The 26,369-nt window shown below is 65.6% G+C and carries 23 protein-coding genes and 2 riboswitches; of the genes, 18 read left to right on the forward strand and 5 right to left on the reverse strand.

Features of this window, described 5'->3' with window-relative positions:
* The first annotated feature begins 63 nt into the window (after window positions 1–63).
* From ACZ415_RS08235 to ACZ415_RS08245, 3 genes are all read left to right on the forward strand, one after another.
* Window positions 64–1,212: an exonuclease SbcCD subunit D gene (locus tag ACZ415_RS08235; RefSeq protein ID WP_344703454.1), complete on the forward strand. Its 1,149-nt coding sequence runs from the start codon at window positions 64–66 to the stop codon at window positions 1,210–1,212.
* Window positions 1,209–4,268 carry an SMC family ATPase gene (locus ACZ415_RS08240; RefSeq protein WP_344703456.1) on the forward strand — a complete coding sequence of 1,020 codons (3,060 nt, stop codon included), beginning with the start codon at window positions 1,209–1,211 and terminating at the stop codon, window positions 4,266–4,268. The genes ACZ415_RS08235 and ACZ415_RS08240 overlap by 4 nt, the downstream gene beginning before the upstream one ends.
* Before the next feature lie 63 nt (window positions 4,269–4,331).
* On the forward strand, window positions 4,332–4,826 hold the full coding sequence (locus ACZ415_RS08245; RefSeq protein ID WP_344703458.1) for a phosphatidylglycerophosphatase A family protein: 495 nt from the start codon (window positions 4,332–4,334) through the stop codon (window positions 4,824–4,826).
* 18 nt (window positions 4,827–4,844) lie between these two features.
* Here ACZ415_RS08245 and msrA read toward each other — a convergent pair whose 3' ends face one another.
* Window positions 4,845–5,486, reverse strand: coding sequence for a peptide-methionine (S)-S-oxide reductase MsrA (gene msrA / locus ACZ415_RS08250; RefSeq protein ID WP_344703460.1), 642 nt, complete (start codon window positions 5,484–5,486; stop codon window positions 4,845–4,847).
* Window positions 5,487–5,823: 337 nt separating this feature from the next.
* Here msrA and ACZ415_RS08255 point away from each other — a divergent pair, with 337 nt between their 5' ends.
* The 8 genes from ACZ415_RS08255 (at window position 5,824) to ACZ415_RS08290 (ending at window position 13,171) form a co-directional block, all read left to right on the forward strand.
* Entirely contained in the window at window positions 5,824–6,030 is a 207-nt protein-coding gene (locus ACZ415_RS08255) for a cold-shock protein (protein ID WP_344703463.1), read from the forward strand.
* A gap of 144 nt (window positions 6,031–6,174) precedes the next feature.
* Window positions 6,175–6,837, forward strand: a complete 663-nt coding sequence (locus tag ACZ415_RS08260) for an alpha/beta hydrolase (protein ID WP_344703465.1) — start codon at window positions 6,175–6,177, stop codon at window positions 6,835–6,837.
* Window positions 6,838–6,849: 12 nt separating this feature from the next.
* Window positions 6,850–7,839 carry a YihY/virulence factor BrkB family protein gene (locus ACZ415_RS08265; RefSeq protein ID WP_344703467.1) on the forward strand — a complete coding sequence of 330 codons (990 nt, stop codon included), beginning with the start codon at window positions 6,850–6,852 and terminating at the stop codon, window positions 7,837–7,839.
* Complete coding sequence (ybaK, locus tag ACZ415_RS08270; protein ID WP_344703469.1) at window positions 7,823–8,290, forward strand: Cys-tRNA(Pro) deacylase; 468 nt, start codon at window positions 7,823–7,825, stop codon at window positions 8,288–8,290. The genes ACZ415_RS08265 and ybaK overlap by 17 nt, the downstream gene beginning before the upstream one ends.
* A 93-nt stretch (window positions 8,291–8,383) precedes the next feature.
* Entirely contained in the window at window positions 8,384–9,781 is a 1,398-nt protein-coding gene (dbpA, locus tag ACZ415_RS08275; protein ID WP_344703471.1) for an ATP-dependent RNA helicase DbpA, read from the forward strand.
* Between the two features lie 24 nt (window positions 9,782–9,805).
* The gene (locus ACZ415_RS08280; protein WP_344703473.1) at window positions 9,806–10,672 is read left to right on the forward strand and encodes a PA4780 family RIO1-like protein kinase; all 867 of its coding nucleotides are present in this window, start codon (window positions 9,806–9,808) and stop codon (window positions 10,670–10,672) included.
* 23 nt (window positions 10,673–10,695) lie between these two features.
* Window positions 10,696–11,223, forward strand: a complete 528-nt coding sequence (locus ACZ415_RS08285) for a YgjV family protein (protein WP_344703475.1) — start codon at window positions 10,696–10,698, stop codon at window positions 11,221–11,223.
* 37 nt (window positions 11,224–11,260) lie between these two features.
* Window positions 11,261–13,171: an ABC transporter ATP-binding protein gene (locus ACZ415_RS08290; protein ID WP_344703477.1), complete on the forward strand. Its 1,911-nt coding sequence runs from the start codon at window positions 11,261–11,263 to the stop codon at window positions 13,169–13,171.
* Here ACZ415_RS08290 and ACZ415_RS08295 read toward each other — a convergent pair.
* Window positions 13,168–13,914 carry a YebC/PmpR family DNA-binding transcriptional regulator gene (locus ACZ415_RS08295; RefSeq protein ID WP_344703479.1) on the reverse strand — a complete coding sequence of 249 codons (747 nt, stop codon included), beginning with the start codon at window positions 13,912–13,914 and terminating at the stop codon, window positions 13,168–13,170. The two genes, ACZ415_RS08290 and ACZ415_RS08295, sit on opposite strands and share 4 nt — an antisense overlap.
* 134 nt (window positions 13,915–14,048) lie before the next feature.
* A riboswitch (TPP riboswitch) is annotated at window positions 14,049–14,147 on the forward strand.
* A 57-nt stretch (window positions 14,148–14,204) separates the two neighbouring features.
* Here ACZ415_RS08295 and ACZ415_RS08300 point away from each other — a divergent pair.
* Window positions 14,205–14,993, forward strand: a complete 789-nt coding sequence (locus ACZ415_RS08300) for a 3-oxoacyl-ACP reductase (protein WP_344703481.1) — start codon at window positions 14,205–14,207, stop codon at window positions 14,991–14,993.
* A complete protein-coding gene (locus ACZ415_RS08305; protein ID WP_344703483.1) occupies window positions 14,993–16,279 on the forward strand; it encodes an LLM class flavin-dependent oxidoreductase in 1,287 nt (428 codons plus the stop codon). The genes ACZ415_RS08300 and ACZ415_RS08305 overlap by 1 nt, the downstream gene beginning before the upstream one ends.
* 186 nt (window positions 16,280–16,465) lie before the next feature.
* Here ACZ415_RS08305 and tnpC read toward each other — a convergent pair whose 3' ends face one another.
* On the reverse strand, window positions 16,466–17,908 hold the full coding sequence (tnpC, locus tag ACZ415_RS08310; RefSeq protein WP_464387713.1) for an IS66 family transposase: 1,443 nt from the start codon (window positions 17,906–17,908) through the stop codon (window positions 16,466–16,468).
* 344 nt (window positions 17,909–18,252) lie between these two features.
* Entirely contained in the window at window positions 18,253–19,704 is a 1,452-nt protein-coding gene (locus ACZ415_RS08315) for a sodium:solute symporter family protein (protein ID WP_344701561.1), read from the reverse strand.
* A gap of 73 nt (window positions 19,705–19,777) precedes the next feature.
* A riboswitch (TPP riboswitch) is annotated at window positions 19,778–19,887 on the reverse strand.
* 185 nt (window positions 19,888–20,072) lie between these two features.
* Here ACZ415_RS08315 and ACZ415_RS08320 point away from each other — a divergent pair.
* Both ACZ415_RS08320 and ACZ415_RS08325 read left to right on the forward strand, forming a co-directional pair.
* Window positions 20,073–21,533 (forward strand): catalase, encoded by a 1,461-nt coding sequence (locus ACZ415_RS08320; protein WP_344701559.1) that lies wholly within the window; start codon window positions 20,073–20,075, stop codon window positions 21,531–21,533.
* A gap of 82 nt (window positions 21,534–21,615) precedes the next feature.
* Complete coding sequence (locus ACZ415_RS08325) at window positions 21,616–22,233, forward strand: LysE family translocator (RefSeq protein WP_344701557.1); 618 nt, start codon at window positions 21,616–21,618, stop codon at window positions 22,231–22,233.
* A gap of 4 nt (window positions 22,234–22,237) precedes the next feature.
* Here ACZ415_RS08325 and ACZ415_RS08330 read toward each other — a convergent pair whose 3' ends face one another.
* Window positions 22,238–22,624 carry a DUF7079 family protein gene (locus tag ACZ415_RS08330; protein ID WP_344701555.1) on the reverse strand — a complete coding sequence of 129 codons (387 nt, stop codon included), beginning with the start codon at window positions 22,622–22,624 and terminating at the stop codon, window positions 22,238–22,240.
* Window positions 22,625–22,833: 209 nt separating this feature from the next.
* Between ACZ415_RS08330 and fabV the strand changes: the two genes are divergently transcribed.
* The 3 genes from fabV (at window position 22,834) to ACZ415_RS08345 (ending at window position 26,369) form a co-directional block, all read left to right on the forward strand.
* On the forward strand, window positions 22,834–24,033 hold the full coding sequence (fabV, locus tag ACZ415_RS08335; protein WP_344701553.1) for an enoyl-ACP reductase FabV: 1,200 nt from the start codon (window positions 22,834–22,836) through the stop codon (window positions 24,031–24,033).
* A gap of 24 nt (window positions 24,034–24,057) precedes the next feature.
* Window positions 24,058–25,035, forward strand: coding sequence for a GlxA family transcriptional regulator (locus ACZ415_RS08340; protein ID WP_344701552.1), 978 nt, complete (start codon window positions 24,058–24,060; stop codon window positions 25,033–25,035).
* A 119-nt stretch (window positions 25,036–25,154) separates the two neighbouring features.
* Entirely contained in the window at window positions 25,155–26,369 is a 1,215-nt protein-coding gene (locus tag ACZ415_RS08345) for an aspartate aminotransferase family protein (protein ID WP_344701550.1), read from the forward strand.

Below are 26,369 nucleotides of genomic sequence, written 5' to 3' on the forward strand. Positions count from 1 at the left end.
ACGCGGCAAAAGGCGCAAGGCGCCGTGTACGATACATCACTTACAGAACGCGAAGGAGCCGGGATGCGCCTATTGCACACCGCCGACTGGCATCTGGGCCGGTTATTGCACAATCTTTCGCTGCTGGACGACCAGCGCGCCGTTCTCGACCGGCTGCTGGAGGTGGTCGACCGTGAGCGGGTGGACGCCGTGCTCATCGCCGGCGATATCTTTGACCGCTCGGTGCCGCCGGCGGCGGCGGTGGCGCTGCTTGACGAGGTGCTGCACGCGCTGTGCCAAACGCGCGGCGTGGCCGTGGTGATGATTAGCGGCAACCACGACGGCGCCCGCCGGCTGGGCTTTGGCGCGCGCCAGCTGCGAAAGTCCGGGTTGCATATTCTTTCTACGCTGGACGCTATTGCCGACCCGGTGACGCTTACCGCCGGCGGCGTCGAAGTTGACGTGTACGGCATTCCCTACGCCGACCCCGAACACGTGCGCAGCCGCTTCGGCGTTGACGTGCGCGACTTTGACGCCGCCCATCGCTACCTGGTGGAACGCATTGAGGCGCAGCGCGACCCCGAGCGCCGGGCGGTGCTGATGAGCCACTGCTTCGTCGCCGGCGGCAGCGCCTCGGATTCCGAACGGCCCTTGAGCCTGGGCGGCGCGGAAAGCGTGGCCTGGGAGCCCATGCGCGGATTCGACTACGTGGCGCTCGGCCACCTGCACGGCCCCCAGCAGCGCGGCGAGGCGCACATTCGCTACAGCGGCTCGCTGCTCAAGTACAGCTTCTCCGAGGCGGCCCACACCAAGGGCGTTACCCTGGTGGATATCGACGCCCGCGGCGTGCGCCGCATCACACCGCAAGCGCTTGTGCCGGTGCGCGAGGTGCGCGTGCTGGAAGGCGAACTGGACGACGTGATCGCCGCGGCGGCGGACGATCCGGCCGCCGACGACTACCTGCTGGTACGCCTGACCGACCGCCACGCCATCCTCGATCCCATGGGCAAACTGCGCGCGGTCTACCCCAACGTGCTGCACCTGGAAAAGCCCGGCATGCTGGCGCCGAGCGGCGAAGCACCGCGGGCCCGCCGGCACGGCGGCCTGGATGCGCTGGCAATGTTCGGGGATTTTTTTGAGCAGGTCAGCGGCCAAGCGCTGGACGCCGATCAGAAAGCCGCCGTGGCCGAGCTGATCACCGCTTTGGAGCGCGACCAGGAGGATACGCAATGACCCCGCTGTCGCTGACGCTGCAGGCCTTCGGCCCCTTTGCCGGCACCCAGACGCTGGACTTTGCCGCGCTGGGGCAAAGCCCGCTGTTTTTGATCAACGGGCCCACCGGCGCGGGCAAAAGCTCGCTGCTCGACGCCCTGTGCTTTGCGCTGTACGGCCAGACCACGGGCAACGAGCGCGAACCCGCGCAGATGCGCTGCGACCAGGCGGCGGCGGACCTGCTCACCGAGGTCACCCTCGACTTTCGCCTGCGCGGGACGAACTACCGGATCCGCCGGGTGCCCCAGCAGCAGCGCCCCAAGGCGCGCGGCGCAGGCACCACCACGCACCAGCCCGAAGCCCAGCTGTGGCGCCTTGACGCCGGCGGCGAGGTAGGCGAGTGTCGGGTCGCGCGCAAGGTAAACGACGCCACCGCCGAAGTGCAGGCGCTACTGGGGCTGGATGCCAAGCAGTTCCGCCAGGTCATGGTGCTGCCCCAGGGGCAGTTTCGCGAGCTGCTGCTGGCAAGCTCCGCCGAGCGCGAGCAGATCTTTGCCCGGCTGTTTCAAACCCACCTTTTTTCCCGCATTGAAGACCGGCTCGGCGAACGTGCCCGGGGCATTACCCGGGAGGTGAACGACCACTGCCAGCGCATGCAGGGCATTCTTGACGCCAGCAAAGTGGAAAGCGACGCCGCGCTGGACGAGGCCCTGGCAACCCTTGCCCCCGAGGAAAAAGCCGCCGCTGACGCCCTGGGTGCGGCGCGCTCGGCGCGCCAGCACGCCGAGCGCAATGAGCGCACCGGCGCCGAGCACCAGGCGCTTTTCGACGAGCAGCGCAAGCGAGAGGCGGCGTACGCTGAGCACCTCAAGGACGCAGCGCGGATCGAAACCGCCCGGGAACGGCTCAGGGCCCACGAGCAGACTCGGGCGCTGGATGCGCCGTTTACCGAGCGCCAAAGGGCCCGCCGGGAAGTTGCCGAGGCCGAGCAGGCGCTTGAGCAGCAAAGCGCCAGCGCCACCGCGCGCAATAAAGACAGCGACAGCGCCCGGCAGGCGCTGGCTGCTGCACGTCACGATTACGACGGCCTGGACGCGCTGCGCGAGCGGATGCAGGCGCTCACGCAAGCACTTAAACAGCGCCGGGACCTGGCGCAGAACGAGGCGCAGTGCGCTGCTGCAAAGGCCGAATGGCGCCGGCAGGCTCAGCGCTACGAGGCGCTGGACACCCAGCGCGAAGCCATCGAACAGCAAGGCGAGCAACGCAGAGAGGCGATTCGCCAGGCCGGAGACGAGCAGCAGACACTTGCCGGCAGCGAAGAGGCGCTGGGGCATCTTCAGGCGCAGTATCGCCGCCGCCACCGGCTGGACGAGCACGACGGCCGGCGTCCGGCGCTGGCCGCCGCGCTGAAACAGGCGGTTGGCGAGGCACAGAAGCGCGCCGCCGAGTCGGCCCGCGCCGACGAGCATGCCAAACGCCTGGCATTGCGCTGGCATCAGGGGCAGGCGGCGGCGCTGGCGGCCCGGCTGGAGCCGGCGTCGCCGTGCCCGGTGTGCGGCAGCCCCGATCATCCCGCCCCGGCCAACCAAAACGGCGAGGCAGTGAGCGAAGACGCCGTCCGCCAGGCGCGCGTTGCCCACGAAGAGGCGCTGGGCGCTGAATACCGGGCGAAGCAACACGCGCAGCTGATAGAGCAGCGCCTTGAGCATCACGACGCTCGCCGCGACGAATACGCCGCCGAGCTTGGCGAGCGCGCGGAGGCCTCCCTTGAGGCGCTGGCCGGCGAGTGCGAGGCCAAGCGCTGTGACAGCGCGCGCTATACCGAGCTTGGTGAGTACGTGGCGCAGCAGCAGCAGGCGCTGAACGAGCTGCGCCGGAACTGGTGCGAGCAGGACGCAGCGCTTAAAAAGCTTGCCCCGGCGCTGGAGGCGGCCAAGGCCGACTACCAGCAGTGGAAAGGCAAGTGCGAACAGCTGCGCGCCGCGCTGGCCGACGGCGATACCGCGCCCGAGGCGCTGGCACAGCAGCGCGACGGCGTAGGCGAAGAGATCACCCGGCGGGAAAACGCCTGGCAGCAGGCGCAGGAGCGCGCGCACCGGGCCGCCACTGCCTTGGCCGGGGCCGAGGCCGCCCGCGCCGCCGCCGAGCAGCGCGCCCGCGCCGCCGCCGCTGCGCTTGACCGGGCAGACACCGCCTGGCAGCAGGCGCTGGCCGAGAGCCCTTTCAGCGATGAAGAGGCGTTCTGGCTGGCACGGCTGCAAGCCGGTGAAAGTGAACGGCTAAGCGCTGAGGTCGAGCGCTACCGCGACCGGCTGAGCCGGCTGGAAAGCCTGCTGGAAACCGGCCGCGCGCGCCTTGAAGGTGTGGCACCGCCGGACCTTGACGCGCTCAAGGCGCGCACCGGCGAGGCGGCTGCCGCCGAAGCCCGGGCCGACGGCGAATGGCGCCGGCTAAGCGCCCGGCTCGGCCAGCTGCGCCAGGCGCGCCAGCAGCTTGACCAGGCCCGAGAGCAGCAGCAAGTGCTGGAAGACGAATACCGCGTGTGGGGCACGCTCAGCGAAGTGGCCAACGGGCATACCGGCCAGCGCGTGAGCCTGCAGCGGTTTGTGCTGGGCGTGCTGCTTGACGACGTGCTGATACAGGCGTCCATGCGGCTATCGCGCATGAGCCGCGGGCGCTATCAGCTGATACGCCGGGAGGAGCCGAGCAAGGGCAACCGCGCCTCGGGCCTTGAGCTTGACGTCACCGACACCTATACCGGCAAAAACCGCCCGGTGGCGACGCTGTCCGGCGGCGAATCGTTCATGGCGGCGCTGGCGCTGGCGCTGGGGCTTTCCGACGTGGTCCAGGCATGGGCCGGCGGCATTCAGCTCGACACTCTGTTTATTGATGAGGGCTTTGGCAGCCTTGACCGGGACGCGCTGGATCAGGCCATTGCCACTCTGGTGGAGCTGCAGCGGGGCGGGCGCATGATCGGCATCATTTCTCACGTCAGCGAGCTCAAAGAGCAGATGCCGCTGCGGATCGAAGTCAGTGCCGGTCGTTGCGGCAGTACGGTGGCGATTCGAGGCGCGTGACGCTGCGGTGCCGCCGGGCGCAAAGAGAAAAGGCCACAGGAAAAAGGAAAAAAGACAAGCCATATGGATACGCTTAATTTATGGCTGGCAACGGGGTTCGGCGTCGGTTTCATGCCGCTAGCGCCGGGAACGTGGGGCTCGCTATGGGGGCTGGCGCTGGCGTGGTGGCTGGGCAAGCAAAACCCCGGCCGTCAGGCGGCGGCGATCGCCGCGCTGGCGCTGCTGGCGGTGCCGGTGTGCCACCGGGCGTCAATGCAGTTTTTTATCGGCGATGACGCCGGCGGCATCGTGCTGGATGAAATCATCGCACTGCCGCTGGCGCTGCTGGGGCTCAGGCTTTGCCCGGGGCCGCCGGCGCGGCGCTGGCCGTGGCAGGTCGTGGCGTTCGGGCTGTTTCGCGGTTTCGACGCCTTCAAACCGCCGCCGGTCGGCTGGGCCGAAGCGCTGCCCGGCGGCTTGGGCATCGTAGCCGATGATCTGGCGGCCGCCGGGCTTGCCGGGCTGTGCCTGGCCGCACTGCTGGTTCTTTGCAGGCGCCTGCGCTTGGGGGCGGCGTAACCCGGTGATCAACGGCGGTCACTCAAAGGTAGGGCCGCCGGCCTCGTCGCCCCAGACCGCTTCCAGGCGATCGTCGCGGCCGCAGCGAAAGCGATAGAACTTGTAGCGCAGCGGGTTTTTTTCGTAGTAGTTCTGGTGGTAGTCCTCGGCGTCCCAGAACGTGCCGGCGGCGGCGAGTTCCGTGGCGATGGGCCGGTCGAAACGCTTTTGCATCTCGGCCAGGGACGCCTCGGCGAGTTCGCGCTGGCGTTCGTTGCGGTAAAAAATCGCCGAGCGGTACTGTGAGCCGCTGTCGCAGAACTGGCGATCTTCGGCGAAGGGGTCGACGTTGCGCCAGAAAATTTCCAAAAGCTGTGCGTAGCTGATGGTGTCGGGGTCGTAGGTGATCGCCACGGCTTCGGCGTGGCCGGTGCCGCCGCGCGAAACCTGCTCGTAGCCGGGGTCTTCCAGCTCGCCGCCGATATAGCCTGAAGTGGTGGCCTCTACCCCGGGCTGGCGATCGTAGGGCGGCTCCATGCACCAAAAGCAGCCGCCGGCGAAAATGGCCGTGCTGAGCCCGTCATTGGCGGTGCTTGAGGGGTCGGCGGCGTGGGCCGTGGCAGCGGCCAGGCCGGCGGCAAGCAGGCCGGCAAGCGGCAGAGAGCGGGCAGGTATCAGCATAAGTGTTCCTATAGCGTGGGAGCCCAAGGCTCGAAGTATGGTTGGCCGTCGGCCGGCGTGAGGCCGTCAGTGCAACTTCTTGGATGCGCCGTTCGTGTACGGGTTCCATAGGCTGTATCATTTTTGTCCATAAAAAAGGCCGGCCCACAATATTTTACGGTTTGTGTTGACGCGCGTTCGGGGAAAGGCCATGATGGCGTCAGTTGGTTAGCAAGTCGAACGTTGTCAGCAGCATCGAAGCGCCTTATGCGTTGAGTCTGGTGAAAGTTTCTTGTTCTACCCACTGCAACTCGGGTATTTCCCGGCTCTATATTTCGCTACATCGAGGATTTCGATCATGGCAACTGGTACCGTTAAGTGGTTCAACGACACTAAAGGCTTCGGCTTCATCTCTCCGGACGACAACGGTGACGATCTGTTCGTACACTTCTCCGAAATTCAGGCTGACGGCTTCAAATCCCTGCAAGACGGTCAGAAGGTTTCCTTCGACGTCACTCAGGGCAAGAAAGGCCTTCAGGCGTCCAACGTCGTAGCAAACGATTAATCGCTACGCCGTTTATGGCCGGCACCCACGCCGGCCAGCTGAAAAACCCCGCCACGGCGGGGTTTTTTGTTGTCCGGCTTTTGGCCGGCCGAGCATTGCGCTAGGGTACGTGTAACGCGCATCAGACGGGAAAAAGGTAAAGCGATGACACAGCAAAAGGAACGGATTATCGAGCCGTCGTCAGGGCGGCCGGCCAACGCCTGCGTGCTGATTCTTCACGGGCTGGGCGCGGACGGCCATGACTTTGCCCCGCTGATACCCCAGCTCGATCTTCCCACCGGGGCCGACGTGCGCTTTATCATGCCGCACGCCCCCAGCCTTGCGGTAACCGTCAACAACGGCATGATCATGCCGGCCTGGTACGACATTCTGTCCGCGGATCTGGCACGCAAGGTGGATACCGCGCAGCTGGCAGATTCCGCCGCGCGTATCCACCGGCTGCTCCATGAACAGATCGACCGGGGAATAGAGAGCCGGCGCATTATCGTGGCCGGATTTTCCCAGGGCGGGGCGGTTGCCTACCAGGCGGCGCTGACCTTTGGCCGGCCGCTGGGCGGGCTGCTGGCCATGTCGACCTATCTGGCCGACCCTGAAGTGCCGGGCCCGGGCGAAGGCGCTGCGCTGCCTATTGAGGCGCATCACGGCACTGCCGATCCGGTGGTGCCCGAAAGTCTCGGCCGCCAGGGGGCGGAGGCGCTGCGCGCGCTGGGGTACTCGGTAACGTATCGTACCTATGACATGGCCCATGCGCTGTGCCCCGCGCAGATCACCGATATCAGCCGGTTTCTGCGGGCGCAGCTGGGCTAGCCGGTGAAGAGCATGCGGCGAGGGCGCAGCGCTTGGCACCCCGAGCAGATACCGCAGCGCGGCTGGCGCGATGTCGCCTGGCGTGTCTACCGCGAAGCCGGCCAGCATCGCATTACGCTGCTGGCGGCGGGCGTGGCGTTTTATGCGCTGCTGGCGCTGTTTCCCGCCATTGCCGCGGTGGTTTCCATCGGCGGGCTTTTGTTTGATCCCTACGAGGCCGGCCAGCAGCTGCGCGAGCTTAGCCGCTTTATGCCGCCGGATGCCGCCGGGCTGATTGCCCGCCAGGCGCAAAAGGTGGCCGAAACCGCAGAGCAGCGCAGCGGCGTTGCCGCCCTAATCAGCGGAATAATTGCCATGGCCGTGGCGACCAAGGGCGTACGCGGGCTGATTACCGGGCTTAACGCGGTATACGGCGAAGGCGACTATCGCAGCCGAATGCGCCACGGCGCCATGGTCATGGCGCTGACGCTGGGGCTTTTGGCGATGACCCTGGTGACCCTGGGATTTATCGCGCTGATACCGTTTGCCGTGACGTATATGCCGCTGTCATCGCTGGTGGAGCGGCTGCTGTACTGGCTGCGCTGGCCGGTGCTGCTGGTGGTCATGAGCCTGCTGATTGCCCTGCTGTACCGCTTTGCGCCGTACCGTCGGGCGCCGCGCTGGCAGTGGCTGAGCGTGGGTACGCTGCTGGCAACGGTGCTGTGGCTTTTAGGCTCCGGCGGGCTTTCGCTGTATGCGCGCTATTTTTCCCGCTTCAGCGAGCTTTACGGTTCGCTGGGCGCGGTGGTGGTGCTGATGCTGTGGTTCTGGCTGTCCGCCTACGTGGTGCTGCTCGGGGCTGAGGTCAACGCCCAGCTGGAGCGCCAGACGTGCCGAGATACCACCGTGGGCCGCGAAAAACCGATGGGCCGCCGCCGTGCCTGGGCGGCGGATACCCTGGGGGCAGAACACCCCTGGCACCGCCCGGATGAACAAGGAGGCGACGATGACACCGGCCGTTGACGCCGCCAGAAAGGCGGGCATCGCGTTTACAACGCACACCTACGTTCATGAGCCAGGCGTTTCGTCCTACGGCCTTGAAGCCGCCGAGAAGCTGGGCGTTGCCCCCGAGCAGATTTTCAAAACGCTGGTGGCAAGCCTTGACGGCAAGCGCCTTGCGGTAGGCATCGTGCCGGTAGAACGCCGGCTTGGCCTAAAGCAGATCGCCCGGGCGGCGGGGGCAAAAAAGGCCGCCATGGCCGCGCCGGAGGAGGTGGAGCGCGCCACCGGCTACGTGCTGGGCGGGGTGAGCCCGCTGGGGCAGAAAAAGCGCCTGCCGACGTTTATCGACGCCTCCGCCGAGGCGCTGGGTGCAATCTACGTCAGCGCCGGCCGGCGCGGTCTGGATATCGCACTGGCGCCGGCGGACCTGGCCGCGCTGACGGCCGCTGATTTTGTGCCGCTGGCCGTGTAGCCGCGGGCTTTTCTGGTAAACTGCAGGTATTGGCGGCGGGCCGTTTTGGCGGCAGCCGCTCCCTTCTTCAGCTGTCCTTTTTCAGGTATTCCCTTGTCAACCACTTCCTTTTCGCGTCTGGCCCTGCCCGACGCTTTGCTGGCGAATCTCGATTCGCTTGGCTATCGCGCCATGACGCCGGTGCAGTCGCGCGCGCTGCCCGCCGCCCTTGAAGGCCGCGACGTGCTGGCCCAGGCGCAAACCGGCTCGGGCAAAACCGCCGCCTTCGGCCTTTCGCTTTTGGCGCGGTTGGATCTGGCATCCTCCCGGATTCAGGGGCTGGTGCTGTGCCCCACCCGGGAGCTTGCCGATCAGGTAGCCGAGGCGCTGCGCGCCCTTGCCCGCCGGCTGGCCAACGTCAAGGTGCTCACGCTTTGCGGCGGCGCACCCTTTGGCCCCCAGCTGGCCTCACTGGAGCACGGCGCGCACATCGTGGTGGGCACGCCCGGCCGGGTGGAAGACCACCTGCGCCGCGGCACGCTGCACCTTGGCGGGCTGGCCACGCTGGTGCTGGACGAAGCCGACCGCATGCTGGACATGGGCTTTCAGGCCGCGATTGACGATATCGCCGCGCAAACGCCGTCGCGCCGGCAGACGCTGCTGTTCAGCGCTACCTATCCGGCTGAGGCGGCCGAGGGCGGGCTGGCCGGCTTTACCCGGGGGCTGCTGCACGAGCCGCATATCGTGCGGGTGGAAGACACCCACAATGATGCGACCATCGAGCAGCACTTTTATGTGGTGGCGGACGAAGCGGCGCGCCTGGCCGCGCTGCGCCGGCTGCTGCTGTACTACCGGCCGGCAAGCGGCGTGGTGTTTTGCCATACCAAGCGCGACACCCACGCCGTGGCGGACGACTTGAACGCCGCGGGCATGCAGGCGCTGGCGCTCAACGGCGATCTCGAACAAAAGGACCGCGAGCGCATTCTGGTGATGTTTGCCAACCAAAGCGTTACGCTTTTGGTGGCCACCGACGTCGCCGCCCGGGGGCTGGACATCGACGGCGTCGACGCCGTGTTTAGCTTAGGCGTTGCCCACGAGCTGGACGTTCACACCCACCGGGTAGGGCGCACCGGCCGCGCCGGCAAGCAGGGCGTGGCCTGCACGCTGATCAGCGAGAAGGAGCGCTTTCGTCTGCTGCAGCTAAGCGAGCAGCAGGGCGAGGAATACGAGCCGGAACCGCTGCCGGAGGTGGCGGACACCACGCCGCTTGCCGCGCCCATGGCCACGCTGCAGCTGGGCGCGGGCAAAAAGGACAAGCTGCGCCCGGGGGATATTCTCGGCGCGCTCACCGGCGACGGCGGCATTGCCGGCGATCAGGTGGGCAAGATCAAGGTGCTTGCCCGCAGCGCCTATGTGGCGGTCGCGCGTGGCGCAGCCAGGCAGGCGCTGGCCAAGCTTGAACGCGACAGGCTCAAGGGGCGTAACGTCCGCGTGCGCCGCGTGACTCAATAGAACCTGGGAGACACTGACCGATTCATGAAAATTCCCAAACGACTCCAGCCGCTGATCGACGACGGCCTGATCAGCGCAGTCGAGCAGCAGCTGATGAGCGGCAAGGAAGCCCAGGTGTACGTGGTGCGCTGCGGCGACGAGCGGCGCTGCGCCAAGGTATTTAAAGAAGCCAAAAAACGCAGCTTCAAGCAGGCGGTGCAGTATCAGGAAGGCCGCCGGGAGCGCAACAGCCGCCGCGCCCGGGCCATGGCCAAAAAGACCCGCTACGGCCAGCAGCAGCAGGAACAGGCCTGGCTCACCGCCGAGGTGGACGCGCTCTACCGGTTGGCCGCTGCCGGCGTTCGCGTGCCCCAGCCCCACGGTTTTGTCGACGGTGTGCTGCTGATGGACATGATCACGGACGCCGAGGGCAACGTTGCGCCCAGGCTTGACGACGTGGCGCTTGACCCCGACACCGCCCGAGCCTATTACCAGAGCGTTCTGCGCGACGTGGTCAGGATGCTCTGCGCCGGGCTGATTCACGGCGATCTGTCCGAGTTTAACGTGCTCGAAGACGCCCAGGGGCCGGTGATTATCGACCTGCCCCAGGCGGTAGACGCCGCCGGCAACAACAGCGCCGAAGCCATGTTCAAGCGCGACGTGAACAACATGCGCGGCTACTTTGCCCGCACGGCCCCGGAGCTTGCCGAGACCTACTACGCCGAGGAAATCTGGGCGCTGTACGAGTCAGGCGAGCTGCACCCCGAGGCCGTGCTGACCGGCGAGTTCACCTTTGCCACCCACCTGGCCGACGTTGAGGAAGTGCTGGACGTGATCGACGACGCCAAAGAGGAAGAGGCCGAGCGTTTGGCGCGCCTGCGCGGCGATGATGAAGACGACGAATTCCGGTAGCGCTATAAGGAGTACGCGGTTTCATGTATGACACTCTGAGCACGGTTGCCGGCCAGTTCTTTGGCCTGACAGCGCTGCTACTTAGCGTGCTGGCTTTTTCCAGCCGCCGGGACGACCGGCTGATGGTGCTGCTGCTTGCAGCCAACGTAGCCTTTGCGCTGCAGTTTGCCGTGTTTCAGAGCTGGACGGCGGCGGCACTTTCGCTGCTGGTGCTTGTGCGCATTGCGCTTGCCCGCCGCTATCCGCGCAACACAGCCGTTATGGCCGCTGTGCTGACGGCAAGCCTCTTAGCCGCCGTGCTCACCTGGCAAGGCTGGGCCGACCTGCCTGCCGTGGCGGCCATGGTGCTGGGCACGGTGGGCATGTTTTTGCTTCGCGATATCCCCATGCGCGTCTTTTTGGGGCTGGCGGCGGTGGCCTGGACGCTTAGCCACCTCATCGTGGGGTCGGTTGGCGGGGCGCTGGCCGAAATGATGATTATCGTGACCAACGCCGTTACCGTTTATCGCCTGTACCGCGCCAGACGGCGCTACCCGGGCGTGTTCGACTAGCCGCCGGGACGAGCGTTTATTTTCCACAGGAGAGCCCATGTTCAGGCGTGTGTTGCAGCCGCTGTTTGACTATTTTGAAACGCGCATCTATCCGTATCCTGAAGGCAATGTGGCCACGCCGCCGCGCGGGCTGTTGCCGTTTCTCTGGCACTTTTCCCGCCCTTTGCTACCCATGCTGCTGTGGATGTCGCTGGCCACCGCGCTGGTGTCGGCCTCCGAGGTGGTGTTTTTCCACTACATGGGCGAGCTGGTGGACTGGCTTTCAGGCGTTGAGCGCGAGGGTTTCTGGCAGGCCCACGGGCTTACGCTGATCGGCGTCGGGTTTTTGGTGCTGATCGGGCTGCCGCTTCTGGTGCTTTTGCAGTCGCTTGTGACCAATCAGAGCATTTTCGGCAACTACCCGATGATCGGGCGCTGGATTTCCCACCGCCACATGCTCAGCCAGAGCCTGGCGTTCTATCAGGACGAGTTTGCCGGGCGGGTGTCGCAGAAGGTGATGCAAACCGCACTTGCCATGCGCGAAACCGTGACCAAGGTGATGGACCTGCTGGTCTACGCCATTGTTTATTTTGCCGGCGCGGCGGTATTGCTGTTTCAGGCCGACGTCTGGCTTGCCGTGCCGCTGCTGGCGTGGCTGGTGGGATATCTGGCGATCATGCGTTTTTTCGTTCCGCGCCTGCGTCAGGTCTCCATGGCCCAGGCCAACGCCCGGGCGCAGATGACCGGCCGAGTAGTGGACAGCTACAGCAACATCCAGACCATCAAGCTCTTTGCCGATACCCGCCACGAGCAGAACTACGCCCGGGAAGCCATGCGGGGCTTCATGTCCACGGTGCACGGCCAGATGCGCCTGGTGACGCTTTTGAGCGTGTGCTTGACGCTGCTTAATACGCTGCTGCTGGTGGGTATGGCGGCGACGGTGCTGGTGGCCTGGTATACTCAGGTTATCTCGCTGGGGGTGCTGGCCATTGCCATTGCCCTAGTGATGCGCGTGCGCTTTATGTCCGACTGGATTCTGGACGAAGTCGCCCGGCTGTTTGAAAACATCGGTACCGTCCAGGACGGCATGAACACCATTGCCAATACGCCCCAGGTTCAGGACGCGCCCGATGCGGGCGAGCTTGCCGTACCCCGAGGCGAAATCCGCTTTGAGGACCTGCACTTTGGCTACGTCGAGGCGGACGGCGACTACAAGGCGGTGTTCGACGGGCTGGATCTGACCATTGCCTCGGGGGAGAAAGTCGGGCTCATTGGCCGCTCCGGCGCGGGCAAGTCGACGCTTGCCAACCTGCTGCTGCGCTTTTTTGATCTTCAGGGCGGGGCGATCCGCATCGACGGGCAGAACATTGCCGAGGTCACCCAGTCCTCGCTGCGCCACCAGATCGGCATGGTCACCCAGGACACGTCGCTTCTGCACCGCTCGCTGCGCGACAACATCCGCTACGGCAGCCCCGAGGCCAGCGACGAGGCCGTCTGGGCCGCCGTGCGCCAGGCCCACGCCGACGAGTTCATCGATGATCTGGTGGATCCCCAGGGGCGCCGCGGGCTGGATGCCCACGTTGGCGAGCGCGGGGTGAAGCTTTCCGGCGGCCAGCGTCAGCGCATCGCCATTGCTCGGGTGCTGTTGAAGAATGCGCCGCTTTTGGTGCTGGATGAAGCCACCTCGGCGCTGGACTCCGAGGTCGAGGCGGCGATCCAGGAACAGCTCGAGCACCTGATGCAGGGCAAGACGGTGATCGCCATTGCCCATCGGCTATCCACGATCGCCATGCTCGATCGGCTGCTGGTAGTGGACGAGGGGCGCATTGTCGAGGCCGGCACCCACAGCGAGCTGCTGGCCAAAGGCGGTATCTACGCCCGCCTGTGGAAGCACCAGTCGGGCGGATTTATCGGCCTGGATGAAAATGGCCAGGGCGAAGAAGAGCGAGGCAGTGAGGAAAGCGCTTAGGCCCTGGCGCTCGCGTCGTCATCCTCGGGAAATTCGGCGTTGTGGTAGATATTTTGCACGTCGTCGAGGTCGTGGAGCATCGCCAGCAGCTTTTCCAGCGCCGCCACGTCGTCGCCCTCCACCGGCGTGGTGGTCTGGGGCAAAAACTGGATATCGTCGGCTTCGAAGTCCAGCTCGCCGAAGGCGTCCACCAGCGCCTGGCGCGCCTGGGCATATTCGGTGTGCGGGGCAAAGACGGTAATCTGCCCGTCTTCGCACTCGATGTCGGTAACGTCGACGTCGGCTGCCATCAATGCTTCCAGCACGGCCTCTTCGTCCTCGCCGGCGAAGGCGAAAATCGCGCAGTGGTCAAACAGGTGGCTGACGCTGCCCGGCGTGCCGATCTTGCTCTTGGCCTTGGTGAAACAGCCGCGAACGTCGCCGATGGTGCGATTGGCGTTGTCGGTCAGGCACTCGATGATGAGCATCGCATTGCCCGGGCCGAAGCCTTCGTAGCGCGCCGGGGAAAAATCCTCGCCGCCGGCGCCGGCGGCTTTGTCCAGCGCCTTGTCGATGACGTGGGCGGGCACCTGGTCCTTCTTGGCGCGGTCGAGAAGGGCACGCAGCGCCAGGTTGCTGTGAGGGTCGGGGCCGCCGGACTTGGCGCAGACGTAAATCTCGCGCCCGTACTTGCTGTACACCTTGGTCTTGGCGTCGGCCGTTTTGGCCATGGATTCCTTGCGGTTCTGAAAAGCCCTACCCATGTTGCAGTCCTGTGTTGGTTCAACGCGGCGGCCGGGATCGGCACGGCATAAAGGACCCTTGATTTTACGCCACAAGCGACGGCGAGGCCATGCCGGCGCCTTGTTGGCCGCCGACCGATGCGCTATGGTCAGGCCTGGATGACACGGGGTGTCCCGCCACACGCGGGGCTGAGACCACACCCGCCGAACCTGATCCGGCTCATACCGGCGAAGGGATGTCAGCGCAGTGCTCGGCCGAGCGCTCGGCGTGCGCCCTTCGTCGTGCTGGACTTCACCAAAAGGGCTACATGATGAGTACTGCTTCTTCTCCTGTCGCGCTGCCGCTTGAGCAGCAGGTTGTGCTGGTCACCGGCGCCGGCCGCGGGCTTGGCGCAAGCCTGGCGCGCGCTTTCCTCAATACCGGCGCCCGAGTCGTTATCAACTACCGTAACAGCGCTGCGGGTGCCGAAGCCGTGGCGGCGGAAGCGCCGGACCGCGCGCTGGCGGTCCAGGCCGACGTCTGCGACGCCGCTGCCGTTAACGCCATGTTTAACGCCGCCGCCAGGCATTTCGGCGCGCCGGTGACGACGGTGATCAACAACGCGCTGCCGGATTTTTCCTTCAACGGCGACAGCCGCCCGGATGCCGATTCGCTCACCTGGGAGCACCTGGAGCAGCAGTTCAGGGGGGTGAACCAGGGTGCGCTCAACGTCATTCAGGCGGCCCTTGCCGGCATGCGCGAGCAGGGCTTTGGCCGCGTGGTCAACGTGGGCACCAACCTCTTCCAGAACCCCATCGTGCCGTACCACGACTACACCGCAGGCAAGGCCGCGCTGCTCTCGCTGACGCGCACCTTCGCCCACGATCTGGGGCCTGACAACATCACCGTCAACATGATTTCCGGCGGGCTTTTGCGCACCACCGACGCCTCCGCCGCCACGCCGGATGAGGTCTTTGACCTGATTGCCGCCAGCACACCGCTGCGCCGGGTGGTCACCCCCGATGAGTTTGCCGACGCCGCGCTGCTGTTCGCCTCGCCCTGGAGCCGGGCGGTCACCGGGCAGAATCTGGTGGTCGACGGCGGACTGGTGAAAAACTGATGTCCATGCATCTGAACCTTTTCATCATGGGCTGCGGCCACCACCGCGCCGCTTGGCGCCACCCGCAGTCCGCCGCCGAGAAAATGGGCGATATTCGCCACTTCGAGGCGCTGGCGCGCACCGCCGAGCGGGGCAGGTTCGACGCCGTCTTCTTCGCCGACGGCCACGCCGCGGGCAACGTCGCCGGCGGGCCGCTGTGGTTTCTTGAGCCCTTGACCGCGCTTTCCGCCATGGCCCGGGCCTCCGAGCATATTGGCCTGATCTCGACGATTTCGAGCACTTTCTATACGCCGTTTCACGCCGCCAGGCTGCTCGCCTCGCTGGACCATATTTCCGACGGGCGCATGGGCTGGAACCTGGTCACCTCAATGTTCGACACTGAGGCGCGCAACCACGGCTATACGGCCATGCCTCCCCACGCCGAGCGCTACGCCAGGGCCGAGGAGTTTGCCGATACGCTGCTGGCGCTGTGGGACAGCTGGGGCGACGACGCCCTGCGTCTTGACCGCGCCGGCAGCTTTGCCGATCCGGACAAGGTGCGGCCGATTAACCACCGCGGCGAGCACTTCCTGGTGGACGGCCCGCTCACCGTGCCGCGTTCGCCCCAGGGCCGGCCGGTGCTGTTTCAGGCGGGCGCCTCCGACCAGGGCTGCGACCTAGCCGCCCGCTACGCCGAGGCGATCTACGCCGTGGCCTACGATCTGGAATCGGCGCAGGATTATTACCGCGATATCCAGGCGCGGGTCGCCGCCGCCGGGCGGTCGCCGGTGCCGGTCATGCCGGGGCTGGTGACTTACGTGGGCTCTACCATGGACGAGGCCCGCGCCCGCCAGCGCGAGCTTGACGAGCTGTTGCCCATGGCGGATTCGCTCCATCAGCTGGGCACCTTCATCGGCCAGGATTGCAGCGACTGGGAGTTGGATGCCCCCATGCCCCAGCTGCCGCCGCTTGAGGAATTTACCGGGCCCAAGGGGCGCTACGCGACCATTCTGCGCATTATCGAGTGCGAGCAGCCCACGCTTCGCCAGCTGCTCGGCCGGCTCGCCGCCGGCGGCGGGCACTGCACCATGATCGGCACGCCGGAGAGCATCGCCGACGAAATGCAGCGCTGGGTGGAGCAGGGCGGCGCCGACGGCTTCAATCTGATGCCGCCGTCGCTGCCGTCGAGCATCGACGACTTCGTCGATCAGGTGGTGCCGGTGCTGCAAAAGCGCGGGCTCTTCCGCCGGGAATATACGGCAAGCACTCTGCGCGGGCATTTGGGGCTGGAGCGCCCAGGGGCGTGAGATTTTGTGTTCTGTGTCATTGCAAGCACTTACTCCGCTGGGTCATTGCGAGCGCAGCGAAGCAATCTCGGGGTTGGTTGCTACCGGCACAGTAAGAGATCGCCACGTCGCTTCGCTCCTCGCGACGACGGTAGTGGGAAAAGTGCATACGCCCCCTATGTCATTGTGAGCATGTAACTATTTAGCTCATGCTGCCTGATCCAGCTCGTCCTCTCGCATGAAGGCAGGCACCTCACCGGCAAACAGTTGCTCCAGCGCCGTGTGCGCCGCCAGGCCCTGTTTAACGGCCGTCGAGAGGAAACTGCGCATCCGACAGAAGATCTCCGCCCCTTCCCACGAGCGGAAACAGCCCGAGATCTTCTGCTGGACCTTTGTCATCCGCAGGTCGCGCTCTCCCTGGTTGTTGGTGAAGGGAACGGCAGGATCCTCGAGGAAGCGCAGCACGTCATCCTCATACGCCCGGAGGCGTTCGAGCAGGTTGCGCGCTTTGGTGCGCCTGGTGCGCCCACGGGTTCCGGGGGGTGGCCTGGCCGGTGGCGGACATTCGGCCTCACCCTCCGCCAGGCAGTCCCGGTAGCGAACTCGCCAGCGCTGCGCCTCGTCTGCCGGGAGGCAGCCTCCCGCCTCATCGACGGCGCGATTCATGGCCAACAGCCGATCATGCAGCGACGTCGCCCAGGTTTGCTGGTCGTTGTCCCGGACGCCGGTCAGTTCGCGAAGGTGATGGGCATTGCACAGCGCGTGCCGGCAATCGTGGTAGCGGTAATAGGGCTTCCAATGATCATGCACCAGTACTCCCTGGACGTAAGGCAGGATGCCGATGGCGTCCATGGCCTCCTGGCCGCGCTTTGCATGAGGCGCCAGGTAGGTCAAGGCTTCATTCGAGGCGCAGTGCAGCCAGTAGCGCTTGCCACCGACCTGCATCCCGGTTTCATCGGCATGCACGGTAGCCGCTTCACGTAGCGCCGGGATCACCCACTCGGCAAAGGGCTCGGCTCGTCGGCAGGCCTCCTGGTTGAAGGCAAACAGGGTGCCGGTGCTCAGTGACAGGCCATACTGCGACGTCAGCAGCTCCCGAATGCGCGCATAAGGCAGCAGCTGGTATTGGGAGAGATAGACGGCATGCGCCTTGAGACGCGGGCCATACTGGATCGGGCGGGTCACGCCGTCGGGAAACGGCGCTACATGGCGTTGGCCCCGATCATCCTCCAGCACCTCGGCCTGGTACTCGGTCACCACCGACTGGATCACGATGTCCTGGACCTGACGCTTCTCAACGCCGACCGAGTGATACGCTCTCCCCTTGTTGGGCAGAGTGCGGCGATCGACGCGCAACGATACGACCTCATCCGGGTCGGTAACCGGCTCCAGCGTCCTGCCTTCGTGACCCGGTTGCCCGCCGGGGCGACGCTCGCCCTTTGCCCGGGAGCGGCGTTGGCGGTTGAGGTCCTGTGACGGCGGCTTGCTGCTATTGCGGCTGCTGGTCGCCAGCCGGTCCGCCATCAGCTTGACCAGCAGCATCAGGACGTCGATCGCGGCGCGCAGCGAAGGAGAGACCGTGCGGTCTTCCTTGAGCTGCTGCCGGACCCGCTCGAGGGCCTCGTCGACGTTGATATCTCTGATGGTCATGTTGCCTGCTGGGTGGGGGAGTCGAATGACGGTACTATGCCTGAAGGAACAGCGGGTTGGCGAGTCTCACCCGACGCCACCTGAATAGTTACGTGAGCATTTACCCCGCTGAGTCATTGCGAGCGCAGCGAAGCAATCTCGGGGTTGGTTGCTACCGGCACAGTAAGAGATCGCCACGTCGCTTCGCTCCTCGCGACGACGGTAGTGAGAAAAGTGCACTCGCCCCGGTGTTATTGCGAGTGCAACGAAGCAATCTCGGGGTTTCTTGCCAGAGGCACTGCAAGGAGACCGCCACGCTTCGCTCGCGGTGACACGTAGCGTCAGGCGTGTCGCAATCTAGTGCGTCACGACTGCCGCCCAAACCGGCGCACCAGGGTGGCCAGCTGGGCGAAGTCGTAGTGCTCGCGGGCGGGCATCGCGCGCATCAGCACCGCAGAGGTGGCCACCGGCACCAGGGCGGCGAGCAAAAAGCTTTCCAGCAGCGTCTCGGTGCCGGCTCCCGGGGCGGGGAAGACGACAAGCCCCGCGACCAGCCCGCAGGCGGTGCTGACCACGGCGTGGCGGCCGTCGTAGCGGCGGCTGAACAGCCCGAAGAACACCGGGAACGCCGCGGCCGAGCACAAAAGATCGGCGAGCAGAAAGAGGTAGAGCACGCTGAAGCCCTGGGCGGCGACCCAGGTAATCGGCACCGCGGCGGCGACGATCAGCCAGCGGGCCAGGCGCATCAGCGTGGCTTCGCTTGCCCGGGGCAAAAGCCGGTGCATGTCCACGGCGATAATGCTTGAGGTGGCGTTGATGGTGGAGTCGGCGCTGCTCATCACCAGCGCCAGCCCCAGCGGAATCAGCGCCAGCGCAAACCACAGCGGCACGCTGTCCAGCAGCACGCTGAACAGTGCCACCGAGCCGTCGCCTTCCAGATCCAGTCCCACAAAGGCCAGCCCGAAAAGCCCCATCATGACGATGATCGGCAGGTTCAACAGCCCGCTGATCCAGAAGCTTCTGCGCAGCACCCGGACGTTTTTCGCCGCGTAGATGCGCTGCCAGGTGCCCTGGTAGAAAAGCCCGGTGAGCACCACGGCGATAAAGAACGTCAGCCCCGCGCGTACGCCGCCAGCGTCGGTCATGTCCAGCAGCTGGGGTGCGTGTTGGGCAAGCCCGTCAAGGGTTGGCGCTGCGCCGCCGGCGGCCTGCCAGCCAAAGAATAAAAGGCACGCGAGCAGCGGCAGGATCACCACCATCTGCACCTTGTCGGTAAAGATCGAGGCGCGAAGCCCGCCGTAGAAGGTGTAAAGCACCGTGGCCAGCATCACCACGCCGGCGGTGAGCCACAGCGGAATGGGAGCGAGCAGGGTAACCATCCGGGCCACGGCGGTGAGGCTCGCGGCCAGGGAAATAAACAGGTAAAACAGCATGATTGAGAGCGTAAAGGCGTACATGACGCGACCGTAGCGGTGGATCACAAACTCGGTCAGGCCGTGGCCCTCGGGGATCAGCTCGCGCATGCGTCGGCCCAGCGGGATCATGATCAGCCGGGGCACGCAGGAACCCAGGGCATAGCCCAGAAGCGCGCTGATGCCGCCCCAGGTCGCCGCCTGGGCGGGGCCAAACAGCACCCAGGTACCCAGCGTGGTGGCCAGCAGGGTGCTCACCGTGGCTCGGGTGCTTTGGGTATTGCGCGCGGCGATGTAGGTATCCAGGTCGTCGCGCTGGCGGCGAGCGTAGAGCAGGCCGGGAACGGCAAAGGCAGCGGCGCAGAACAACAGCCAAAGGGCCGTCCAGACAGGATCAAGCAGCATGGTGATAGGTCCTCTATCCTTGTGGCGGCCGGGTCTTGGGCGGGCGTCTGGCAGACGACAAGGGAGAGGCGAGGCGGCGTGTGCTTTCCTTCCCTTCGCCGGTATGACCCGGATCAGGTTCGAAGGGTTACCGGCGCAAAAGCGGCGGATTCTCAGCCCGTCAGGGCTCCCCCAGGAGAAGATAGAGCCTAGGCAGGCGCGTCGGCGTTGTCAAACTGCCTTGTGGGCTATCGGTCGAAGGTGTCTGCAAGTTTTTAGCTATCAGCTATCGAAAGGATAGCGCACTTTTGGGTGGGAAAAGAGTAGTCTGTGGGTATGGCAGCGGCAACCGGCTGCCTGGCGACAATGACTCACAAGGAGGCGCTAACGTGTCCGAAGACAATCGCAAGCCGACCACTACCGATGCCGGGATTCCCGTGGCCAGCGACGAATATTCGCTGACCGTGGGGCCGAACGGGCCCATCGTGCTTCACGATCACTACCTGATCGAGCAGATGGCCCAGTTCAACCGCGAGCGCATTCCCGAGCGCCAGCCCCACGCCAAGGGCAGCGGTGCCTTCGGCCGCTTTGAGGTGACGGAAGACGTTAGCCGCTACACCCGCGCCGCCGTGTTTCAGCCCGGTACCAAAACCGAGGTGCTGATGCGCTTTTCCACCGTGGCCGGCGAGCGCGGCAGTCCCGACACCTGGCGCGATCCGCGCGGCTTTTCCATCAAGTTCTACACCACCGAAGGCAACTACGACATGGTGGGGAACAACACGCCGGTGTTCTTCATCCGTGATCCGATGAAGTTTCAGCACTTCATCCGCTCGCAAAAGCGCCGCGCCGACAACAACCTGCGCGATCACGACATGCAGTGGGATTTCTGGACGCTGTCGCCGGAGTCGGCCCATCAGGTGGCCTGGCTGATGGGCGACCGGGGCATCCCCAAGACCTGGCGGCACATGAACGGCTATTCCAGCCACGCCTACATGTGGGTGAACGCTGAAGGCGAGAAGTTCTGGGTGAAATACCACTTCAAGACCGACCAGGGCATTGAATGCTTGACCCAGGAAGAGGCCGACCGCCTGGCCGGGGAAGACGGCGACTACCACATGCGTGATCTCTACACCGCCATTGAGCGGGGCGAGCATCCCAGCTGGACGCTGTACATGCAGATCATGCCGTTCAAGGATGCCGAAACCTACCGGATTAACCCGTTCGACCTGACCAAGGTCTGGCCCCACGACGACTATCCGCTGATCAAGGTGGGCACGCTTACGCTGGACACCAACCCGGTGGATAACCATGCCCAGATCGAGCAGGCGGCGTTTGAGCCCAACAACCTGGTGCCGGGCATCGGCCTTAGCCCGGACAAGATGCTGCTGGGCCGCGTGTTTTCCTACGCCGATGCCCACCGCCACCGGCTGGGGGTGAACTACAAGCAGATTCCGGTCAACGCGCCGAAGTCGCCGGTCAACAGCTACAGCAAGGACGGCGCCATGCAGATGCACACCGTCTCTGACCCGGTGTACGCGCCCAACTCCAAGGGCGGCCCGCAGGCCGACGGCGAGCGCTACCCGGACGACGCGACCTGGGAGTCCGACGGTGACATGGTGCGCGCGGCCTACACCCTGCGCCCCGACGACGACGATTTTGCCCAGGCCAACGCCTTGATCAACCAGGTGATGGACGAGCCGGCCAGAGAGCGGCTGGTCAACAACGTTGTCGGCCACCTGCTGGGCGGGGTAACCGAGCCGGTGCTTGAGCGCGCGTTCGACTACTGGCGCAGCATCGACGCCGACATCGGCGAGCGCATTGTTCAGGGCGTACGCGCCAAGCAGGCCTGATCGTTCAAGCGCTTTTCATGCACTGACGGCTACAAAGCAGCCCGCCGGCAACCGCCGGCGGGCTTTTTGTCAGGAGGCACACATGGCGTTTTCACTGTGGCTTTCGCTGGCCGCCGTTTGCGCGGCCGGGGCGATCTCGCCGGGGCCGAGCCTGGCGCTGGTGCTGCGCCATACCCTGGGCGGCGGGCGCGGGCCGGGCGTCGTGGCGGGGCTTTTTCATGCGCTGGGCGTAGGGCTTTACGCGCTGCTCACGGTGCTGGGGCTGGGGGCGGTGATGGCGCGCTTTCCGCTGGCGTTCGAGGCCATTACCGTAGCCGGGGCCGGGTATCTGGCCTGGCTTGGGTTCAAGGCGCTGCGCGCCGGCCGAGCGGCGGCGTTGAGCCCCGGCGTAGCCTATACCACTCGGCGCCAGGCCGCCCGGGAGGGCGTGCTGGTGGCGCTGGCCAATCCCAAGCTGATTTTGTTTTTCGTCGCGCTGCTAAGCCAGTTTGTCCACCCGGAGATGAGTGCCGCGGCCCGGATGATCATCGTCGCCACCGCCATGAGCATCGATGCCGGCTGGTATGTGCTGGTGGCGGTGGCGCTGTCGCAGTCCGGGGTGCTGGAGTGGCTGCGCCTGCGCGCGCAGTGGATCAATCGCGCCACCGGCGTGATACTGATCGGCCTGGCGCTGCGCGTGGCCTGGGGGCTGGTGGCGTAGCGCTTCAGCTCGGCTCGCCCCGGGCGACCAGCAGCCGGTTCATCAGCTCCGCCCAGCGATGGCGCACCATCATGGTGGTCAGCCCGGAAAACAGCGCCCAGCCCCTGCGCCGCCAGCCTTTCAGCCGCAGGTTGTGGCCCACCAGCTGTTTCATCAGGCGATAGTCGTCGAACTGGCGCCATTCGCTGGTGATCGACAGCTGGTGGCGCGACATCACCGGCGCCAGCTCCAGGCGAAAAATCCACTCCAGCTGGTGCAGGCTAAGGCCGTGGTGTTCGATGGTGCTGACCATGATGGCGTAGTCGCGCTCGCCGGGCTCGCGGTCCAGCCACAGCGGCGCCAGGGCAAGCCATAGATCGCCGCGTTCGTCGACCAGTTGCTGTGCGTTCATGTGGGCCTCGGGTTGTATGCCCGGCCGTGCCGGGTAGAAAATACGCTTGTCTGGCCGGCTATTATCATGGCGCAAAGGCCCGGCTCGCAAGCCGGCCAAGCCCGGCTGCGCCAGGGCACAAAGGCGGACAGCGCGCGCCCGGGCCGCTACAATGCGGCCGGCGGCCATGTTTTACTGCCCGATCAACGACTGAAACAGCGAGGTGCTACGTGATTATCAAGCCCAAGGTGCGCGGTTTTATCTGCACAACGACCCATCCCCAAGGCTGCGAGCACAACGTGCGCGAGCAGATCGAAGCCACCCGCGCACGCGGGCTGGACAAGCGCCGGGGGCCGAAAAAGGTGCTGGTGGTCGGCGCGTCCAGCGGCTACGGCCTGGCCGCGCGCATTACCGCGGCCTTTGGCTACGGCGCCGATACCCTGGGCGTGTTCTTTGAAAAGCCCGGCACCGAGAAGCGCCCGGGCACCGCCGGCTGGTACAACGCCGCGGCGTTTGACAAGTTCGCCAAGCAGGAAGGGCTCTACAGCAAAGCCATCAACGGCGATGCTTTCTCCCACGAGGCCCGGGAAAAGGCCATCGAGCTGATCAAGCAGGACCTGGGCGAGGTGGATCTGGTGGTGTATTCGCTGGCGTCCCCGGTGCGCAAGCTGCCCGACAGCGGCGAGGTCAAGCGCTCGGCGCTCAAGCCCATCGGCGAGGTCTACCGCGCCACGGCGATCGATACCAACAAAGACGCGATCATCGAAACCGAAGTTGAGCCTGCCACTCAGCAGGAAATCGACGACACCGTGGACGTGATGGGCGGCGAAGACTGGGAGCTTTGGATCAAGGCGCTGGACGAGGCCGGCGTGCTGGCCGAAGGCGCCAAAAGCGTGGCCTTTAGCTACATCGGCACCGAAATCACCTGGCCGATCTACTGGCACGGGGCGCTGGGCCGCGCCAAGGAAGACCTGGACCGCGCCGCCGGCGAGATCGACAAGCGCCTGCGCCAGCACGGCGGGGGCGCCAACGTCGCGGTGCTCAAGTCCGTGGTGACCCAGGCAAGTGCGGCGATTCCGGTGATGCCGCTCTACATCGCCATGGTCTATCGCATCATGAAAGAAGAAGGGCTTCACGAAGGCACCATCGACCAGCTCAACCGTCTGTTCGCCGAGCGCCTGTACGCCGACGGCGCCGTGGAAACCGACGAGCAGGGCCGGCTGCGGCTGGACGACTGGGAGCTGCGTGACGACGTGCAGCAGTCGTGCAAGGCGCTGTGGCCGGAAGTGACCACCGACAACCTGTTCGAGATCACCGACTACTCCGGCTACAAGCACGAGTTCTTGAAGCTGTTCGGCTTTGAGCGCAGCGACGTGGACTACGACGCTGACGTAAGCCCGGTGGCCGAGTTCGACGTGGTCAACCTCTAGGCGCTCTCGACGGCGCGACGCGTCATGGCTGATTGCCCCCTGGTTGCCTTGCCGGCCGATACCCGCTGCCGGGTCGCATTTTTGCTGCTTCCCGGTTTCTCGCTGCTGGCCCATGCCTGCGCGCTTGAGCCGCTGCAGCTGGCCAACCAGCTCAGCGGGCGTATGCTTTACGCCACTTGCACGCTGGGGCTTGAAGCCGCCGGCGTGCGCAGTGCCGGGCCGCTGGCGCTGAGCGTCGCCGACGGGGCGGAAACGTCCCCGGACGAGATCGACCTGCTGCTTGTGTGCGCGCCGACGCCGCTTTCCTACCCGCTGCCGGCCCGGCTGAACGACTGGCTGCGCCGCCTGGACAGCCGCCGTGTGGTGCTGGGCGGCATTGCCGGCGGCACCGAAGTGCTGGCGCGCTGCGGGCTGCTGGAGGGCTATCGCGTAACGCTGCCCTGGCCGCGCTTTGACGCCTTTGCCCAGGCCTACCCCGAGGTAACGCTGTCGCGCCAGCTCTACGCGCTGGACCGCGAGCGGCTGACCTGCGGCGCCGGCACCGCCGCGCTGGACATGATGCTGAAGCTTATCGCCCTGACCCACGGCGCTGACCTTGCCGGCCGGGCCGCCGAGCATCTGGCCTGCGAGCGCATTCGCCCGGCCGGCGAGCCGCAGTACGTACCGCGGCAAAACGGTATCGGCCATGCCCCGCAAAGCCTGCGCGACGCCGTGGCGCTGATGGCGGCCAACGTCGAAGAGCCGCTTTCCACCCTGGAGCTGGCCGAGCACCTGGGTATTTCCCGCCGGCAGCTGGAGCGTTTGTTCAAAAAACATCTGCAGACGGTGCCCAGCCGCTACTATCTGGATCTGCGCCTGCAGCAGGCGCGCCGCCTGCTGCGCCAGGGCCGCGCCCCGGTGGGCGATATCGCCCTGGCCACGGGCTTTTCATCCGGGGCGCATTTTTCCACCGCCTACCGTCAGCGTTTTGGCCTTGCCCCGCGCGAGGAGCGTCTGCTCTAGCTGCGCGCTTTTGGCAACTTAACGTCACATTGCTGAAAGCAGGGTGGCCGCTGCGCACCGTATACTCCCTTTCACTGCCTTTTTTTATGGCCCACGCCGATACCAGCGGAGAGACATCCATGAGCGCTACCCCGACCCGGCACGATTTCGACCAGTACATGATGCCCAACTACGCGCCCCAGCCGGTGATTCCGGTGCGCGGCGAGGGCAGCCGCCTGTGGGATCAAAACGGTCGCGAGTACATTGATTTTGCCGGCGGCATTGCCGTCAACGCGCTGGGGCACTGCCATCCGGTGCTGGTCGAGGCGCTCAAGTCCCAGGGCGAGACGCTTTGGCATCTGTCCAACGTGTTCACCAACGAGCCGGCGCTCAAACTGGCCAAACGCCTGGTGGAGCGCACCTTCGCTGACAAGGTGTTTCTGTGCTCATCGGGCGGCGAGGCCAACGAAGCCGCGCTCAAGCTGGCCCGGCGCTACGCGGTGGATCATCACGGCGAGCACAAAGACAAGATCATCTCGTTTTCTCAGTCGTTTCACGGGCGTACCTTCTTTACCGTCAGCGTCGGCGGCCAGCCCAAGTATTCCCAGGGCTTCGGCCCGGTACCGGGCGGCATTCTCCATGCCGAGTACAACGATCTGGACAGCGTGCGCCGGCTGATGGGCGATGATACCTGCGCGATCATGGTCGAGCCCATGCAGGGCGAAGGCGGGCTGATTCCCGCCGACCCTGACTTTCTCCAGGGCCTACGCGATCTGTGCGATGAGCACGACGCGCTTTTGGTCTTCGACGAAGTGCAAACCGGCGTGGGCCGCACCGGCAAGCTCTACGCCTACCAGCACTACGGCGTGACGCCGGACATTCTGACAAGCGCCAAGGCGCTGGGCGGCGGTTTTCCCATGGGTGCTGTGCTCGCCACCGACAGCGTGGCCCGCTCGCTGGTGATCGGCACCCACGGCTCGACCTACGGCGGCAACCCGCTGGCATCCGCCGTGGCGCTGGCGGCGCTGGAGGTTATTGATACCCCCGAGGTGCTTGCCGGCGTGCAAAAGCGCCACGACCGTCTGCGCGGCCACCTGGAGCGGATCAACGCCAAACACGGCGTATTCAGCGACATTCGCGGGCTGGGCCTGCTGATGGGCGCGCAGATGGCCGAGGCCTGGGCCGGGCGAGCGAAGGAACTTCTGCCGCTGGCGATCGAAGAAGGCGCCATGGCGCTGATCGCCGGGCCCGACGTGCTGCGCCTGGCGCCGTCGCTGGTGATGCCCGAGGCCGATATCGACGAAGGCATGGCCCGGCTTGAACGCGCCGTTGAACGCCTGGTTGCCAAGGGCTGA

This window comes from Halomonas cibimaris (assembly GCF_055379665.1).